The 14,810-nt window shown below is 48.5% G+C and carries 17 protein-coding genes; 7 read left to right on the plus strand and 10 right to left on the minus strand.

Going from position 1 to position 14,810, the window contains the following annotated elements:
* Nucleotide 1: 1 nt before the first annotated feature.
* From BR62_RS0100900 to BR62_RS0100930, 7 genes are all read right to left on the minus strand, one after another.
* Nucleotides 2-319, minus strand: coding sequence for a PTS lactose/cellobiose transporter subunit IIA (locus tag BR62_RS0100900; protein WP_020958029.1), 318 nt, complete (start codon nucleotides 317-319; stop codon nucleotides 2-4).
* A gap of 14 nt (nucleotides 320-333) precedes the next feature.
* Nucleotides 334-645 carry a PTS sugar transporter subunit IIB gene (locus BR62_RS0100905; RefSeq protein ID WP_020958028.1) on the minus strand — a complete coding sequence of 104 codons (312 nt, stop codon included), beginning with the start codon at nucleotides 643-645 and terminating at the stop codon, nucleotides 334-336.
* A 152-nt stretch (nucleotides 646-797) separates the two neighbouring features.
* A complete protein-coding gene (locus BR62_RS0100910; RefSeq protein ID WP_032869386.1) occupies nucleotides 798-2,096 on the minus strand; it encodes an arsenical efflux pump membrane protein ArsB in 1,299 nt (432 codons plus the stop codon).
* A 13-nt stretch (nucleotides 2,097-2,109) separates the two neighbouring features.
* A complete protein-coding gene (locus BR62_RS0100915) occupies nucleotides 2,110-2,460 on the minus strand; it encodes an ArsR/SmtB family transcription factor (protein WP_025285481.1) in 351 nt (116 codons plus the stop codon).
* A 102-nt stretch (nucleotides 2,461-2,562) separates the two neighbouring features.
* Nucleotides 2,563-3,459, minus strand: a complete 897-nt coding sequence (locus BR62_RS0100920; protein ID WP_007407746.1) for an ABC transporter substrate-binding protein — start codon at nucleotides 3,457-3,459, stop codon at nucleotides 2,563-2,565.
* 16 nt (nucleotides 3,460-3,475) lie between these two features.
* Complete coding sequence (locus BR62_RS0100925; protein WP_007407745.1) at nucleotides 3,476-4,489, minus strand: FecCD family ABC transporter permease; 1,014 nt, start codon at nucleotides 4,487-4,489, stop codon at nucleotides 3,476-3,478.
* The gene (locus BR62_RS0100930) at nucleotides 4,490-5,488 is read right to left on the minus strand and encodes a FecCD family ABC transporter permease (RefSeq protein WP_042635747.1); all 999 of its coding nucleotides are present in this window, start codon (nucleotides 5,486-5,488) and stop codon (nucleotides 4,490-4,492) included.
* A gap of 242 nt (nucleotides 5,489-5,730) precedes the next feature.
* Here BR62_RS0100930 and BR62_RS0100935 point away from each other — a divergent pair, with 242 nt between their 5' ends.
* The 7 genes from BR62_RS0100935 (at nucleotide 5,731) to licH (ending at nucleotide 12,066) form a co-directional block, all read left to right on the plus strand.
* Nucleotides 5,731-6,321, plus strand: a complete 591-nt coding sequence (locus BR62_RS0100935) for a DNA-3-methyladenine glycosylase (protein WP_007407743.1) — start codon at nucleotides 5,731-5,733, stop codon at nucleotides 6,319-6,321.
* Between the two features lie 51 nt (nucleotides 6,322-6,372).
* Nucleotides 6,373-6,507: a hypothetical protein gene (locus tag BR62_RS19935; RefSeq protein WP_369719122.1), complete on the plus strand. Its 135-nt coding sequence runs from the start codon at nucleotides 6,373-6,375 to the stop codon at nucleotides 6,505-6,507.
* Nucleotides 6,508-6,653: 146 nt separating this feature from the next.
* Complete coding sequence (gene licR, locus BR62_RS0100940; protein ID WP_032867838.1) at nucleotides 6,654-8,609, plus strand: transcriptional regulator LicR; 1,956 nt, start codon at nucleotides 6,654-6,656, stop codon at nucleotides 8,607-8,609.
* 98 nt (nucleotides 8,610-8,707) lie between these two features.
* Entirely contained in the window at nucleotides 8,708-9,016 is a 309-nt protein-coding gene (gene licB / locus BR62_RS0100945; protein ID WP_003150863.1) for a PTS lichenan transporter subunit IIB, read from the plus strand.
* Between the two features lie 15 nt (nucleotides 9,017-9,031).
* Nucleotides 9,032-10,390 carry a PTS cellobiose transporter subunit IIC gene (gene celB / locus BR62_RS0100950; RefSeq protein ID WP_032869388.1) on the plus strand — a complete coding sequence of 453 codons (1,359 nt, stop codon included), beginning with the start codon at nucleotides 9,032-9,034 and terminating at the stop codon, nucleotides 10,388-10,390.
* Nucleotides 10,391-10,408: 18 nt separating this feature from the next.
* Entirely contained in the window at nucleotides 10,409-10,741 is a 333-nt protein-coding gene (gene licA, locus BR62_RS0100955; RefSeq protein WP_003150867.1) for a PTS lichenan transporter subunit IIA, read from the plus strand.
* Entirely contained in the window at nucleotides 10,738-12,066 is a 1,329-nt protein-coding gene (licH, locus tag BR62_RS0100960) for a 6-phospho-beta-glucosidase LicH (RefSeq protein WP_014419213.1), read from the plus strand. The genes licA and licH overlap by 4 nt, the downstream gene beginning before the upstream one ends.
* 40 nt (nucleotides 12,067-12,106) lie before the next feature.
* Here the strand turns inward: licH and BR62_RS0100965 are convergent, their stop codons facing one another.
* From BR62_RS0100965 to dltC, 3 genes are all read right to left on the minus strand, one after another.
* Nucleotides 12,107-13,195 carry a branched-chain amino acid aminotransferase gene (locus BR62_RS0100965; RefSeq protein ID WP_014419212.1) on the minus strand — a complete coding sequence of 363 codons (1,089 nt, stop codon included), beginning with the start codon at nucleotides 13,193-13,195 and terminating at the stop codon, nucleotides 12,107-12,109.
* A 186-nt stretch (nucleotides 13,196-13,381) separates the two neighbouring features.
* Entirely contained in the window at nucleotides 13,382-14,566 is a 1,185-nt protein-coding gene (gene dltD / locus BR62_RS0100970; RefSeq protein WP_032869390.1) for a D-alanyl-lipoteichoic acid biosynthesis protein DltD, read from the minus strand.
* A complete protein-coding gene (gene dltC / locus BR62_RS0100975) occupies nucleotides 14,567-14,803 on the minus strand; it encodes a D-alanine--poly(phosphoribitol) ligase subunit 2 (RefSeq protein ID WP_003150875.1) in 237 nt (78 codons plus the stop codon).
* Between the last annotated feature and the right edge of the window lie 7 nt (nucleotides 14,804-14,810).

Below are 14,810 nucleotides of genomic sequence, written 5' to 3' on the forward strand. Positions count from 1 at the left end.
TTTATAAATTCTTTGATTGAAATAAGTCGAGCATTTCTTTGACGAGCTCTTTCATTGAAAGCGCTGACATTAAGTGATCTTCAGCATGCATAAAAAGCAGAGAGACATCCGTTTTGGCGCCGCCGGCTTCTTTTTGAATCATCTGAAAATGGATGTCGTGCGCTTTCCCCAGTTCTTCTTCAGCCTTTGTCAGAAAGGTGTCTGACTCATCTGTCCGGCCGTCTTTATAAGCGCGTATCGATTGAATAATATTGCTGCGGGCATTGCCGCTGTGAAGAATCAGCTGAAAACTGATCTGTTCATCCGTGTACGTTTTCATGCTTATCGCCTCCTTTATTTGTTCTCTATCAAGGCAACGGCCTGTTCGTATGCTTTTTTGCCGTCTCCCATGCCGTAAGCCATCATGTCAATCACATCAACGGTGATGTGAAGCGGGTCCGCATCTTTTTGAAGCTCACCTTTTAAAAAACTCATCTGCGGGCCGATCAGTACGACGTCTGCGTCTTTCATCGCTTCTTTTGCTTTATCCTGTCCGACTGCCCAAATCTCGGCTTCCTCACCGATGGAGCGGGCGTAATTCTGCATTTTCGTAACAAGAAGGCTGGTGGACATGCCTGAGCTGCAGGCTAATAAAATTCTTTTCATGAGGAATCCCTTCTTTCATAAAGTTAAAACGTTTTCATGAATATTATAATCTTTTGAAATTAAATGTCTATACTTTTAAAATATAAAGTTTTACTTTTCGGATTTTTGACACAAAAAAACCTTTTAAGATTCAACTTAAAAGGTTTTTCATCTCAAGCGAGCCATAACAGCCATAAATAAAGTCCGATCAAGGTGATGAATAACGTCGGAATGGTTAATATCAGACCTGTCTTGAAATACATTCCCCAGGAAATTTTCACGTTTTTCCGGCTCAGCACGTGGAGCCATAACAACGTCGCCAGCGATCCGATCGGCGTGATCTTCGGCCCGAGGTCAGAACCGATAACATTCGCGTAAATCAATGCTTCTCTCATCAGCCCGTGAGTGTCCGTTCCGCTGATGGCTATGGCGTCAATCATCACCGTCGGCAGGTTATTCATAACGGAGGAGAGGATCGCAGCGATAAAACCCATTCCGAGTGTGCCCGCAAACAATCCGTGATCCGCCGCTTTCTGAATAAGCTGAGAAAGAAGATCCGTCAGTCCGGCATTCCGCAAGCTGTACACGACAACATACATGCCGACAGAAAAAAACACGATGGCCCACGGGGCGTCCTTGATGACTTGTTTCGCAGGGACGGCGGGGCTTCGCTGCGCCAGAATGAGAAAAATGACCGCGATGGAGCCGGCAACGAAGGAAACGGGTATCGACAGCAGTTCGCTGACGAAATATCCGATCAATAAAACGGCCAGCACAGCCCACGATAACCGGAAAAGGCGTTCATCCTTAATCGCGGATGCCGGATGTTTCACAAGACCGGTGTCATACCGTTTCGGAATGTTTTTTCTGAAATAGAGATACAGCACCAAAATGCTTGCCGCCAGAGAAAAAAGGTTGGGCACCAGCATGCGTGATGCATATTCAATGTATCCGATATGAAAGTAATCGGCGGATACAATATTGACCAAATTGCTTACAACGAGCGGAAGCGAGGTGGTGTCGGCGATGAATCCTCCGGCGATAATAAAAGGAAAAACCAGCTTTTCAGGTAAATTCAAAGCCCGCACCATCGCCAGTACGATCGGGGTCAAAATGAGCGCCGCTCCGTCATTGGCAAACAGGGCGGAGACAACAGCCCCTAAGACCGACACATAGAGAAACATCCGCAGCCCGCTGCCTTTGGCCGCCATGGCCATATGCAGCGCGGCCCACTCAAAAAAACCGATACTGTCAAGAATCAATGAAATGATAATAATGGCGATAAAGGCAAGTGTCGCATTCCAGACGATTCCCGTCACTTCCGCGATATCGTGCAGGCTGACTGCTCCGGCGATCAAAGCGAGGACCGCTCCGCCGCAGGCAGACCAGCCGATTGATACATGTTTCGGCTGCCATATGACAAACACAAGTGTCAGCACAAAAATCAGCGCTGATAAAACCGCAACTCCCAAGAATATATCCCCCTTACCGGCATGTAACAGTGACTTCTTTTTGCCGCAATGTCTGTAAAACTTCGTCCTTTTCATCTATCTGCTGCAGAATCGAGCAAACCAGCGCGTATTCCGGACCGGACGGATGAATGGCATAGTACCGCCACTGACCCTCGCGTCTTTCCCGCACAAGGCCGGCGTTCTTTAATTTCCGCAAGTGCTGGCTGATGCCGGGCTGACTTATATGAAAAATAGCTGTCAGCTCGCAGACACAATATTCCTTATCCTTCAGAAGCTTCAGCATCAAAAGCCTCGTCGGGTCGCTTAGAAGTTTGAGGCACTGGCTGATCCCTTCGGAACTTAAAGCATGATGCCTCCGTTCCATGCGCTCACTCCTTTTTTACACTATTATATAAGCAGATGTTTATATAAGTAAACGACAATATAAAAAAGCCGGCCTTGCACTTTTTGCAAAACCGGCTCGTGTTTATTTTTGGAACAGTTTTTTCGCTTCATCCATTGCTAATTTATTTCCCAGTGCTGAATAATCAAGCCAAGGCTGATCGGCAATTTTATAGACGTGGTTTGCTTTCACGGCCTTCAGCCCTTTCCATACAGCGCTTTTTTGCAATTCTTTATAGGCTTGCTGTGACTTGTCGTCTCTGTTAACGACGACGAAAATCGCATCTGCGTTGTAATCAGGCAGCACTTCTTGAGAAATGACTTCATAAGGGCGGGAGGTGTTCATTTCTTTAATGCCGTCAGCCGGTTTCAGCTTCAGATCGTCAAACAGAATCGGTCCCATCGGACGGCGTGTGCTGAAGACGCGAAGCTCTTTTGCGTTCACGCGGATCGCCATGACTTTGGCGTTTTTCCCTAATTCCTTATTCATCATGGATCTGACTTGTTTTGTTTCATCTTCGTAATCTTGAATAAATGTTTTCGCTTCTTTTTCACGGTTGACGATTTTTCCGATGTCTTTTAAATGATCGCGCCATGTGCCTTTATCAAGGTCGAAAACGTGTGTGTTTCCGATTTTCTTGTATTTTGACACATCTTTTCCCGCAAATTCTTTATCAAGATAAATGTTGTCTGGATTCAGCTCAAGTAAAGCTTCCATATCCGGGTCTGAGGCAGGTCCGAGTTTTTTCGTGTCTTTCAGCTGATTTTTCACATGAGGGAGAAAATCTTTTAATTCTCCGCCCACGACGGAACCGGCAGGTGTAACGCCGAGAGCCAGCAGATCATTTGTCAGGTGAATGGACATCGAAGCGATTTTATGATCGCCGGATTTCTTTTTTGACTCCGGCTGTGTTGAATCGGATTGGCAGGCAGCCAATAAGAAAATACACATGAAACTGACGAGCGCAATTATTTTTTTCATGGGAATACTCCTTGTTTTATGATTTGATTTTCATGACGAGATAGAGAAAATACGGCGCGCCGATGGCTGCAGCAACCACGCCGGCCGGAATGGCGTTCGGCTGAAACAAAGACCGGCCGATGGTGTCTGCCGCGACAAGAATGACAAGTCCGATTAATCCTGCAATCGGAATAATATGCTGATGCATGGTGCCGACGAGCCGTCTTGCCAAGTGAGGGGCGGCAAAGCCGATAAAGCCGATTCCCCCGGCCATCGCAACGCTCGCGCAGGACAAGCCGACCGCTATGGCGATCAGCATGATCCTTTTTCTCTGCACGTGTGCGCCGAGCCCCGCGGCTGCCTGGTCACCGAGCATTAAAATATTCAAAGAGCGGGCGTTAAGCCATGCAAGCGGTGCGAGAATGCCGATCCAGGGCAATAGCGACCACACGTGAATCCAATCCCTGCCCCAGACGTTTCCCACCAGCCAGCGGGAAGCGAATGTATAAGTTTCTTCATTCAGGCGCAGCGACATAAACAATGTAACGGCGCTGAAGCCCGCGGAAACGGCGATCCCGACTAACAGCATGCGGATCGTTAAAAAACCGTTCAGCCTGTCGTACGTAAGCACTACGATCAGCAGGGCGGCGAGTGTTCCGCCCGCAAACGTAAACAGCGGGATGAACATCGACGCTTGCGCCTCCAGGGAATGAAAGAATGTGATATACATCATCAAACCGAAGGAAGCGCCGGCATGCAGTCCGAGAATGCCCGGATCGGCAAGCGGATTTCGGGATACACCCTGCAAAATAGCGCCCGACACTCCTAAACCGATGCCGGCCAGCATCGTCACCAGAATCCGGGGAAGCCGGTAATCGAATAAAACGGTTGTGCTTTGAAACGTGCCGTATCCGAACAGCGTTTTTCCCACCGTGAGAGGAGAAAGCCGGAATGAGCCCGTATGCAGCCCGATCAGAATAATGCAAACGGCGATGACCAGCAGAATGAGTCCTGCCGCCGCCGCTTTTTTTGTTTCTTTCTGCACTTTCATTTATAAGTCTCTCCCTTCCTTGCGGGCAATATAAAGAAAGAAAGGGACACCGACAAGTGCGACCATGATGCCTATCGCCAATTCTCTCGGGGGACTGACCGTGCGTGAGGCCAAGTCGGCCAAAATCAAAAGAATCGCGCCGAGTAACGCGGACATCGGAATAATCAGCCTGTACGTAACGCCGACGATCTTTCGCGCGATATGGGGAATGACCAGCCCGACGAAGCCGATCGCGCCGGCAGCGGAAACAGACACACCGGCAAGAACGACGGCGATCATTAATCCGGCGGCACGCGTCAGCGCCGTGTTCACCCCTAAATTCGCCGCCACGTCATTTCCCATTGAGAGAAGGGTGACGGACCGGCCCATGAATGTCGCGAGAATGATGAAGACCGCAATCACGGGAACAAGGACTTGTAAATGAGCCCACTTGATCCCTGACACCCCGCCGGCGTACCAGAAGGCCAAATCCTGGCTTAAATCGTAATAAATCGCCACACCGGTACTGAGTGAATGTAAAAGAGCGGCTACGACCGCCCCGGCAAGCGTTACTTTTAAAGGTGTCATGCTGCCTTTTCCCGCCGCACTGATAAAGAAAATCAAGCCGGTGCTTGCCAGTGCTCCCAAAAATGACATCACCATCAGCAGGGCGTATGATAAATGAGGGAAAAAAGCAAAACTGAGCGCAACAACAAACATGGCGCCCGCGTTTACGCCTAAGACACCCGAATCGGCAAGCGGGTTTCTCGTGACACCCTGCATGAGGGCGCCGGCTGCGGCAAAAGCGGCTCCTGTAACGGCCGCCCCGAGCACCCTCGGAAGACGCAATTCATGAATGATCTGCTGGCCCGTTATATTCGGATTGTAATCAGCAACAGCCGACCAAACCGTATGTAAAGTAATGTCTTTCGCACCGAATGAGACGGCGAAAAAAATAGATACAAGCAGCCCGATCACAGCGATCAGGAAGAAAACCCCGTTTTTTAAGATGCTGATCAGACGGTTTGCGGACCTGACAGAATCGCTCAAAAATCAATTCACCTACTTTTATGATCATTGTCCGGTATTTATTGAACATGAGAATCATTTTCATTTGAACCATCATATTATACCGAGCCGATTTTCAAAACGCAATAGAGCGTTCAACAATAATGTCCTTTTTTTCTCTCATGTTTATATTGTAAAAAAGAAGTGAAAAACGTGAAAGAGGAAATCGCTATATTCAGAAAGGAGGGAGGCAAATGGCGGGAGAACGAAAGCCTTTGCCGATTGAATTTTACCAGAGACCGTCAGTGGAGCTTGCCCCTTTATTGCTCGGCTGTCTCTTGGTGAAGGAGACGGATGAGGGAACGGCTTCAGGTTTTATCGTGGAAACGGAAGCTTATATGGGAGCGGAAGACCGGGCGGCGCACAGCTTCGGCAACCGGCGCACGAAACGGACGGAAATTATGTTCCATGAGGCGGGCCGCATTTATACATACGTCATGCACACTCATACATTAATGAACGTCGTAGCCGCGGACATCGGCATTCCGCAGGCCGTGTTAATCAGGGCGGCGGAGCCTCATGAAGGACAGTTCCTGATGGAGAGCAGGAGACCGGGCAGACCCCCGAGAGAGTGGACAAACGGCCCGGGAAAACTGACGAAGGCGATGGGCATTTCAATGAACGACTACGGCGGCATGATCACGGAACCGCCGCTGTATATTACAGAGGGTTTTACGCCTGAGCATATATCAACAGGCCCGAGAATCGGGATTGACAACAGCGGAGAAGCCCGGGATTATCCGTGGCGCTATTGGGTGACGGGGAACCGGTATGTCTCACGCTGACCATGTTTACAAACGCTGATAACAGGGGAAAGACAAGGTAAAAGAAAGGGGATTCAGACATTGAAAAAATTTTTCAAAACGATTATCAAATGGGCGCCCGTCATCTATCCGATCATCAGAAAAATCATAAAAGAACGGAAGGCATCTAAGCGGAACCGCATGTCCGCATCCCGAACAGCCGGCTGATCCGGCTGTTTTTTTACGGGCTTGGCATCGGATTGCCGCATTGACTTGAAATCCTCCCCATTATAGAATTTACATACATTTACCCCTTCCTCATTCTTTTTGCCCATTTTTCACGTCTGCATCTGATCTGATAGGAGGTTTTTCTCATGCTTCATGGGCGGCTTCGTGAACTTTTGCGCTTGCTTTTAGCTGCTGAAACACCGGTTACAAGCTCAGTCATCGCTGCAAATGTAAAGGTAACGACGCGGACGGTCCGCAATGACATAAAGGAACTGCAAACCATTGTAGAAAAACACGGCGCATCCATTCAATCTGTCAGAGGGAGCGGCTATAAGCTGCTGATCCGGAATGAACAGCCGTTTAAAAACTGGCTTCAGGACAATTTCCAGCAGAACAGCACCGTGCCGATTTTTCCCGATGAACGGATAGATTACCTTATGAAAAGAATGCTTCTGGCCGACGGCTACCTCAAGCTGGATGACTTGGCGGAAGAACTGTTCATCAGTAAATCCACACTTCAATCTGATTTAAAAGAAGTCAAAAAACGGCTCCGCCCCTATGACATCATTTTGGAAACAAGGCCGAACTACGGCTTTAAGCTGCGCGGCGAAGAGCTCCGCCTCCGTTATTGTATGGCGGAATACTTAGTGGACGACCGCGAGCCTGAGCCTGATCTCCTGAGTGAAAAGGCCGGTATTCTGCCGAAAGACGACATTCATGTGATCCGCACAGCCATTATGAAGCAGGTTCGAAACCATAAGATCCCGCTTTCTTTCTTCGGCCTGAACAATCTCATCATCCATATCGCCATTGCCTGCAAACGAATCCGGACAGAAAACTATGTATCTCTCATCCCGGAAGATCTTCATGATATTAAGCTTGAAACAGAATATCAGTCAGCGGAAGCCATCGTAAAAGAGCTTGAATCTGCGCTTTCGGTCACCTTTCCCGAACAGGAAACCGCCTATATCGCCATTCACCTGCTCGGGACAAAGCGCATGACCCAGTCACAACTGGAAGGAAAAGAGCTTACAAGGCTGATAGACGGGGAAACCAGCCGTTTGACGGAGGCCATGATCGAAGCCATTGAGCGGGAGCTGAAGCTCGGAATCACGGACGACAATGAGCTGAAAGCGGGTCTTGCGCTCCACATCAAGCCGGCGATTAACCGAAACCGGTACGGAATGAACCTGAGAAACCCGATGCTCTCCGCCATAAAGGAAAATTATCCGCTCGCATTTGAAGCGGGAGTGATTGCGGGAATCGTGATCAAGGAGCAAACCGGCATTGATATTCATGAGAATGAGATCGGATATTTGGCGCTTCATTTCGGAGCCGCCATTGAAAGGAGAAAGACGGAACGGCCGCCTAAACGCTGCTTGATTGTCTGTGCGTCCGGCGCCGGCAGCGCACAGCTTTTAAGAGAAAAGCTCCGTTCCCGGTTCGCAAAGCGTCTTGAAATCGTCGGAACGGCTGATTACTGCAGCCTTGACCAGCTTTCCTTTGAGTCGATTGATTTTGTGGTCAGCACAGTTCCGATCAAAAAAGACCTGCCCGTTCCCGTATTAAAGGTTCATACGCTGTTGGGCGGCGGGGATTTTACAAAAATCGACGCCATGCTGGAAGAAAAGCGGGAACAATTGAACTTTCTGAAACCGGAGCTGGTATTTTTGCAGCAGGATCTGGAGACGAAGGAGGACGTCATCCGTTTTCTCGGACAGCAGGTTGCAGAAGCCGGCCTCGCTTCTGATTCTCTGACCGATTCTATTTTTGAAAGGGAAACGATTTCTCCTACGAGTTTCGGCAATCTTACGGCGATTCCGCACCCGCTCGTTCCGCAGACAGACACGACGTTTTGGGCGGTATGCACGCTGAAGAAGCCGATTGACTGGGCGGATAAGCGTGTCCAATTTGTCTGCCTGCTCTGCGTCGAGAAAGAAAGCAAAGCCGACCTCCAGCATATGTACAAATGGCTCGGCGGCATGTTAGATGATCCGGCCGCGGTAAGCCGTCTCTTAAAATGCACAACCTATCAGGAGGTTTTACGAGTATTCAGAGACAAACGATCAGAGAAAGACCGGGATACACCTTTTTTCCGTTAACAGCGGAAAAAGCCTGAGTAGTTATGAAAGCGATTTCATAATATGATGGTACTAACATCGAGACATACAAAATATCAAACTTTCAGGAGGTCTTTTACATGAATATATTACTCGTTTGTGCAGCAGGGATGTCAACAAGCTTACTCGTCACCAAGATGGAAAAAAGCGCGCAGGAACAAGGAAAAGAATATAAAATCTGGGCGGTGTCAGGCGATTCAGTCAACCAGCATATTGATAAAGCGGACGTATTGCTGCTTGGGCCTCAAGTCCGTTATTTGCTTCCGCAGCTGAAAAAATTGGGTGAATCAAAAGGAGTGCCGGTTGAAGTCATCAATACCGTCCATTACGGCACATGCAACGGAGCGGAGGTTCTGAAATCAGCGGAACAGCTCGGAAACGCATCGTAGAAAGGGGCGGGCCGTGTGAATAAGGTGAACCAGTTTTTAGAAGAGAAAGTCATGCCCATTGCCGGAAAAATTGCCTCCCAGCGGCATCTGCAAGCATTGCGTGACGGGATCATCCTCACCATGCCGCTTATTATCATCGGTTCATTTTTTCTGATCATCGGCAACCTGCCGATTCCGGGATATGCGGATTTCATGGCAAAGACGTTCGGAAGCGCCTGGTCTCAAAAACTGCAATATCCGGTTGATGCGACCTTTGAAATCATGGGTCTTGTCGCCGCTTTCGGAATCGCCTACCGCCTGGCCGAAAAATACGGGGTGGACGCTTTATCGGCCGGTGCGATATCTTTGGCGGCGTTTCTCTTGGCAACGCCGTACAAAGTTCCGTTTCTGCCTTCCGGCGCCAAAGAGGAAATCATGGTCGGCGGCGGCATCCCGCTGTCTCTCATGGGAAGCAAAGGGCTGTTTGTCGCGATGATCATCGCCATGCTGTCGACGGAAATTTACCGCCTGATCATCCAGCGGAATTTCGTCTTCAAAATGCCGGACGGCGTGCCTCCGGCGGTCAGCAAATCATTTGTCGCTTTAATTCCCGGCTTTGCCGTCATCTTTCTGATCTGGGGTGCGCGTTTAATTGTCGAAGCGACGCCGTTTGAAAGCCTTCATAATATTGTAAGCGTTGTACTGGGGACGCCGCTCTCGATTCTTGGGGGAAGTCTCGGCGGAAGCTTGATAGCCGAAGCGGTTCAAATGCTCTTGTGGGCGTGCGGATTACACGGGGCGAACATAGTCGGCGGCGTCATGGCGCCGATCTGGTTCGGAGCGATGGATGCCAACCGGATTGCGTTTCAGGCGGGCGATGCGCTTCCGAATATTTTCACCCAGCAGTTTTTTGAAATCTGGATCAACATCGGCGGAAGCGGCGCGACACTGGCGCTCGTGGTCACCATGTTTCTCCGTTCGCGAAGCAAGCAGATGAAGCAGCTTGGGAAACTCGCCATCGGGCCGGCCGTCTTTAATATTAATGAGCCGATTATTTTCGGAATGCCGATCGTCATGAACCCGATGCTTCTCATTCCGTTCATTATCACACCGCTTGTCACACTGGTCCTTACCTATATCGGCATGAGCACTGGCCTCGTCGCCAAACCTGCCGGCATTGCCGTCCCATGGACGATGCCGCCGATTTTCTCCGGCTATCTTGCCACGGGCGGAAAAATATCAGGGGCTGTCATGCAGGCGATTAACATCATCACAGCCTTTATCGTGTACTATCCGTTCTTCAGAATGTGGGATTCGCAAAAGCTGAAAGAAGAAAACGAACTTGAACAATCGCAGGCGCCAGCCGTACAAAGAGACGAAAAAGCCGTGCTGTAGAGAAAGGGAGTGAAACACATGAATGAAAAAATGGAACAGACCATTTTTCAGATCATCCTGCATGGCGGCAACGGCAGAAGCGCATCAATGGAAGCCATTGCCGCCGCAAAGCGGGGGGACAGAGCCATGGCGGAAGAAAAGCTTCAGGAAGCCGCAAGGGAACTGACCGAAGCCCATCATTATCAGACAGAACTGATCCAAAATGAAGCCGGCGGAGAAAAAACAGACATGACGCTTTTGATGGTGCATGCGCAAGATCATTTAATGAATGCCATGACCGTGAAAGACTTGGCCGCTGAGTTAGTCGAGATTTACGAAAAAGTGAGTCTGCAAGGGGGAGCAAAAATATGACAAAAGGAATTAAAATTGTAACGATCGGCGGAGGTTCAAGCTATACACCGGAGCTTGTGGAAGGCATCATTAAACGCTATGAGGAACTGCCTGTCAGAGAATTATGGCTCGTCGACATTCCCGAAGGCGAGAAAAAACTCAATATTGTCGGCACGCTTGCAAAACGCATGGTCGAAAAAGCGGGTGTTCCGATAGAGATTCACCTGACGCTTGACCGGAGAGAAGCCTTGAAGGATGCGGATTTCGTAACGACTCAATTCCGCGTCGGCCTTCTTGAGGCCCGCGCCAAAGATGAACGGATTCCGTTAAAATACGGCGTAATCGGCCAGGAGACAAACGGTCCGGGCGGTTTATTCAAAGGGCTGCGCACCATCCCGGTTATTCTGGAAATCGCGAAAGACATCGAAGAGCTTTGTCCGAATGCATGGCTCGTGAATTTCACAAACCCTGCCGGCATGGTTACCGAGGCCTTGCTCCGCTACTCGAATCTCACAAAAGTCGTCGGTCTCTGCAATGTGCCGATCGGCATTAAAATGGGCGTCGCAAAAGCATTGGACGTGGATGTCAGCCGGATCGAAGTGCAATTTGCCGGGCTGAATCACATGGTCTTCGGATTAGATGTTTTCTTAGACGGCGTCAGCGTGAAAGATCAAGTCATTGAAGCCATGGGAGACCCGAAAAACGCCATGACGATGAAAAATATCTCAGGCGCGGAATGGGAGCCTGAATTCCTGAAGGCGCTCGATCTGATTCCTTGCGGCTACCACCGCTATTATTTCAAAACGAAAGAAATGCTCGAGCATGAAATAGAAGCGTCACAGACGGAGGGCACACGCGCCGAGGTCGTGCAGAAGGTTGAGAAAGAACTGTTCGAACTGTACAAAGATCCGAATCTCGCCATCAAACCGCCGCAGCTTGAAAAACGGGGCGGAGCGTACTACAGTGACGCGGCCTGCAACCTGATCAGCTCCATCTATAACGACAAACATGATATCCAGCCCGTCAATACGATAAACAACGGCGCGATCGCCAGCATTCCGAATGACTCAGCGGTCGAAGTAAACTGTGTTATGACGAAAGACGGTCCGAAACCGATCGCCGTCGGTGATCTGCCGGTGTCTGTCCGCGGACTCGTCCAGCAAATCAAATCATTTGAGCGCGTCGCCGCTGAAGCAGCCGTCACGGGAGATTATCAAACGGCGCTACTTGCGATGACGATCAACCCTCTCGTCCCGTCAGACTCCGTGGCAAAGGCCATTCTGGATGAAATGCTTGAGGCCCACAAAGAACATCTGCCTCATTTCTTTAAGTCGATTGAAGCATAAGAGCAGTAAAAAAACCCGGATTCGATTCCGGGTTTTTTGCTTATTTTGATTCGCTTAGTGAGGCGACTTCCGTCGTCCAGCCGAACACGTCGGCTTCCGCGCCTTTTTGAATGCCTGTAATGGTATCATACAATTTCTTCGAGATCTCTCCGGTTTCACCGCTGCCGATGACAAGACTTTCATCATTCCAGATCAGTTCGCCGACCGGAGAAATGACCGCAGCCGTACCGGTTCCGAATGTTTCTTCCAATCGGCCGTCACGATGCGCCTGGATGATTTCATCGATCGAAATCTTCCGCTCAGACACAGTCAGTCCCCAATGTTTGAGAAGGGTGATGACGGAATTTCTCGTAATTCCTTCAAGAATGCTTCCGTTCAGCTCCGGCGTCACGATTTCGCCGCTGATTTTGAAGAAGATGTTCATGCTGCCGACTTCTTCGATGTATTTTTTCTCAATGCCGTCAAGCCATAAAACCTGGGAAAATCCCTTCTCTTCCGCAACCTGCTGCGCCTTCAGGCTTGATGCATAGTTGCCGGCGGTTTTCGCGTTTCCGGTGCCGCCTTTGACGGCGCGCACGAATTCGTTTTCCACGGCGATTTTTACCGGTTTAATGCCTTCTTTGTAATAAGAGCCGACCGGGGAAAGAATGATAAACAGCTTGTACGTATGGGATGCCGCTACACCGAGGAAAGGCTCAGTCGCAATGATAAACGGACGGATATAAAGGGAAGTGCCTTCCGCTTTCGGAATCCAGTCTTTGTCGATGGCTACGAGCTGTTTCAGGCCTTCAAGAACAAGCTCTTCATCAATGAGCGGGATGCAAAGGCGGTCATTTGACTGGTTCAGGCGCTCCATATTTTTCTCCGGTCTGAACAGAAGCACTTCCTGATCCTTCGTTACATACGCTTTAAGCCCTTCAAAAACGGTTTGGCCGTAATGATAAACCATGGCCGCAGGATCCATTGAGATGGACTGATAAGGGATAATCCTCGGATCATACCAGCCTTGATCGGCGTCGTAATCCATAACAAACATATGGTCGGTGAAAATTCTGCCGAACGCAAGGTCATGGGGGTCCGGTTTCGGTTTTTTGGCTGAAGTCAATTCAACACGAATGTCTTGTTTCATATTGTTCTGTCTCCCTATTGGTGTTATTGTCAAACTTATTTGAAAATAATTTATATTCTATTGTATACCTTCAACAAATATTCGCAATAGTTTTCCTCAAATTTGTGAAAAAATCAAATCACATAAAAAGCAGGGGAGAGAATGCCCCCTGCGTGTTCGTTTTTACGTATTCTGTCATCACCGTGCTCAGTGAACCGTCACCTTGCCGGTTTTGTAAAACTGCTCCATTGCTTTATCGACGTACACCCAGCCCTTCCAGGCGATATGGATGGTGTCTTTCATAAAGTACGGATCATATTCGTGCCCGGATAAGTCGGCAACCTGAAAGCCCTTCGCTTTAATTTGCTTAGTGACTTTTTTGTAGTAATCAGTCCGGCCTTTTTTCGGGAATTCGGTGTAGTCGTAAAACTTCCCATTTACGGGAATGACGACAAACATCGGCTTAGCCCCGGAATCCTTCAGAATAGTAAGCATATCTTCAAAATCTCTGAACTCCAGTGACTTTTTATAGGCGTATGTTCTGCCTTTGTTTGAACCTTTGGCTTTAGGCACTTTATTCTTGATTTTTTTATAAACAGAATCGTCTATAAAAAACGGATTAGAACGCGTGTGATCTTTACCATATTGAGCAGCCAGTTTTTCAAGCTGGGACCAGGACTTTCCCTTTAGGTTATTATTAACGAAACGTTTTGGTCCTTGCGGCTCTTCTATCGAATAATAAAGGTCCTTCTTTTCTAAGATATTATAATAAAGCTTCGCAGCCGGTGTTAATGCGTTTACTTTCCATGTCTGACCTTTTACAGCCGCTTTATACAGTTCAGACAGGACTGCATCATTCTGTACAACTTTGTAGTGCAGCATACGCTTCATCATTTGTTTTTTCAGTTTTGGCTCAATGTTGTGATTAAAAGCCAAGTCAAGAGCTTGCAATGATGAGAAATTAGGAGCAAAATGCTGCTCATTTGAACCATGTTTTGTAAACCATTGCGGTGATACAATAAATACCATCTTTCTGCCTTTAAGCTGATCAGCATGAGCGGCAAAATTTATGGCATGAATTAAAGATTGCGAACCGCCTTTTCCGACAAGATAAGGCGTAAAGCCTTGGTTGTTCACTTGGAAATAGTTGGACGGGTGAAACTCATCCAGTCTTGAAAGCTCGGAAGAACCGAAAATCGGCAGATACTTCGAGTCTTCGAACATTTTGTTTTGAAGATAGAGTCCCTGGAACATATTCGGATTTAAGGCTGCCGCCGACTCTTCGACACGTTTTTCAGGAATGAAGCGCGTAAGCCATGAAGCCGGAACTGCGATAGCTCCGACAAACAGGACGAACGCTAAAATAATTGGTCCAAAGAAACGCTTTTTCATTTACTTCAACTCAGTCAGTTTGTTTACAATGTTGTTTGGCGTATTCCACTCGTCACGGTCAAATTCAGTGATCGGCACTGTAATGCCGAAGCGGTTTTCGATGGCGACCAGCAGTTCTACAGTTCCGAAAGAATCAAGCAGTCCTTCTTCAAAGATTTCAATATCAGGATTTTCTTTCACAGCGTCCTCCTGACAAACTTCAGCTAATACGTCTAATACTTCCTGTTTAAATTCCATGTGTTTT

The sequence above is a fragment of the Bacillus sp. UNC69MF genome (assembly GCF_000746035.1).
Classification (GTDB): domain Bacteria; phylum Bacillota; class Bacilli; order Bacillales; family Bacillaceae; genus Bacillus; species Bacillus velezensis.

Coding starts and splice junctions, on each gene's coding strand:
- licA (WP_003150867.1), top strand. CDS start 10,409: ATGAATGAAAAAATGGAACAGACCATTTTTCAGATCATCCTGCATGGC.
- BR62_RS0100935 (WP_007407743.1), top strand. CDS start 5,731: ATGGCGGGAGAACGAAAGCCTTTGCCGATTGAATTTTACCAGAGACCG.
- BR62_RS0100925 (WP_007407745.1), bottom strand. CDS start 4,489: ATGAAAGTGCAGAAAGAAACAAAAAAAGCGGCGGCGGCAGGACTCATT.
- licB (WP_003150863.1), top strand. CDS start 8,708: ATGAATATATTACTCGTTTGTGCAGCAGGGATGTCAACAAGCTTACTC.
- BR62_RS0100905 (WP_020958028.1), bottom strand. CDS start 645: ATGAAAAGAATTTTATTAGCCTGCAGCTCAGGCATGTCCACCAGCCTT.
- dltD (WP_032869390.1), bottom strand. CDS start 14,566: ATGAAAAAGCGTTTCTTTGGACCAATTATTTTAGCGTTCGTCCTGTTT.
- licR (WP_032867838.1), top strand. CDS start 6,654: ATGCTTCATGGGCGGCTTCGTGAACTTTTGCGCTTGCTTTTAGCTGCT.
- BR62_RS0100900 (WP_020958029.1), bottom strand. CDS start 319: ATGAAAACGTACACGGATGAACAGATCAGTTTTCAGCTGATTCTTCAC.
- BR62_RS0100965 (WP_014419212.1), bottom strand. CDS start 13,195: ATGAAACAAGACATTCGTGTTGAATTGACTTCAGCCAAAAAACCGAAA.
- BR62_RS0100915 (WP_025285481.1), bottom strand. CDS start 2,460: ATGGAACGGAGGCATCATGCTTTAAGTTCCGAAGGGATCAGCCAGTGC.
- dltC (WP_003150875.1), bottom strand. CDS start 14,803: ATGGAATTTAAACAGGAAGTATTAGACGTATTAGCTGAAGTTTGTCAG.
- licH (WP_014419213.1), top strand. CDS start 10,738: ATGACAAAAGGAATTAAAATTGTAACGATCGGCGGAGGTTCAAGCTAT.
- BR62_RS0100920 (WP_007407746.1), bottom strand. CDS start 3,459: ATGAAAAAAATAATTGCGCTCGTCAGTTTCATGTGTATTTTCTTATTG.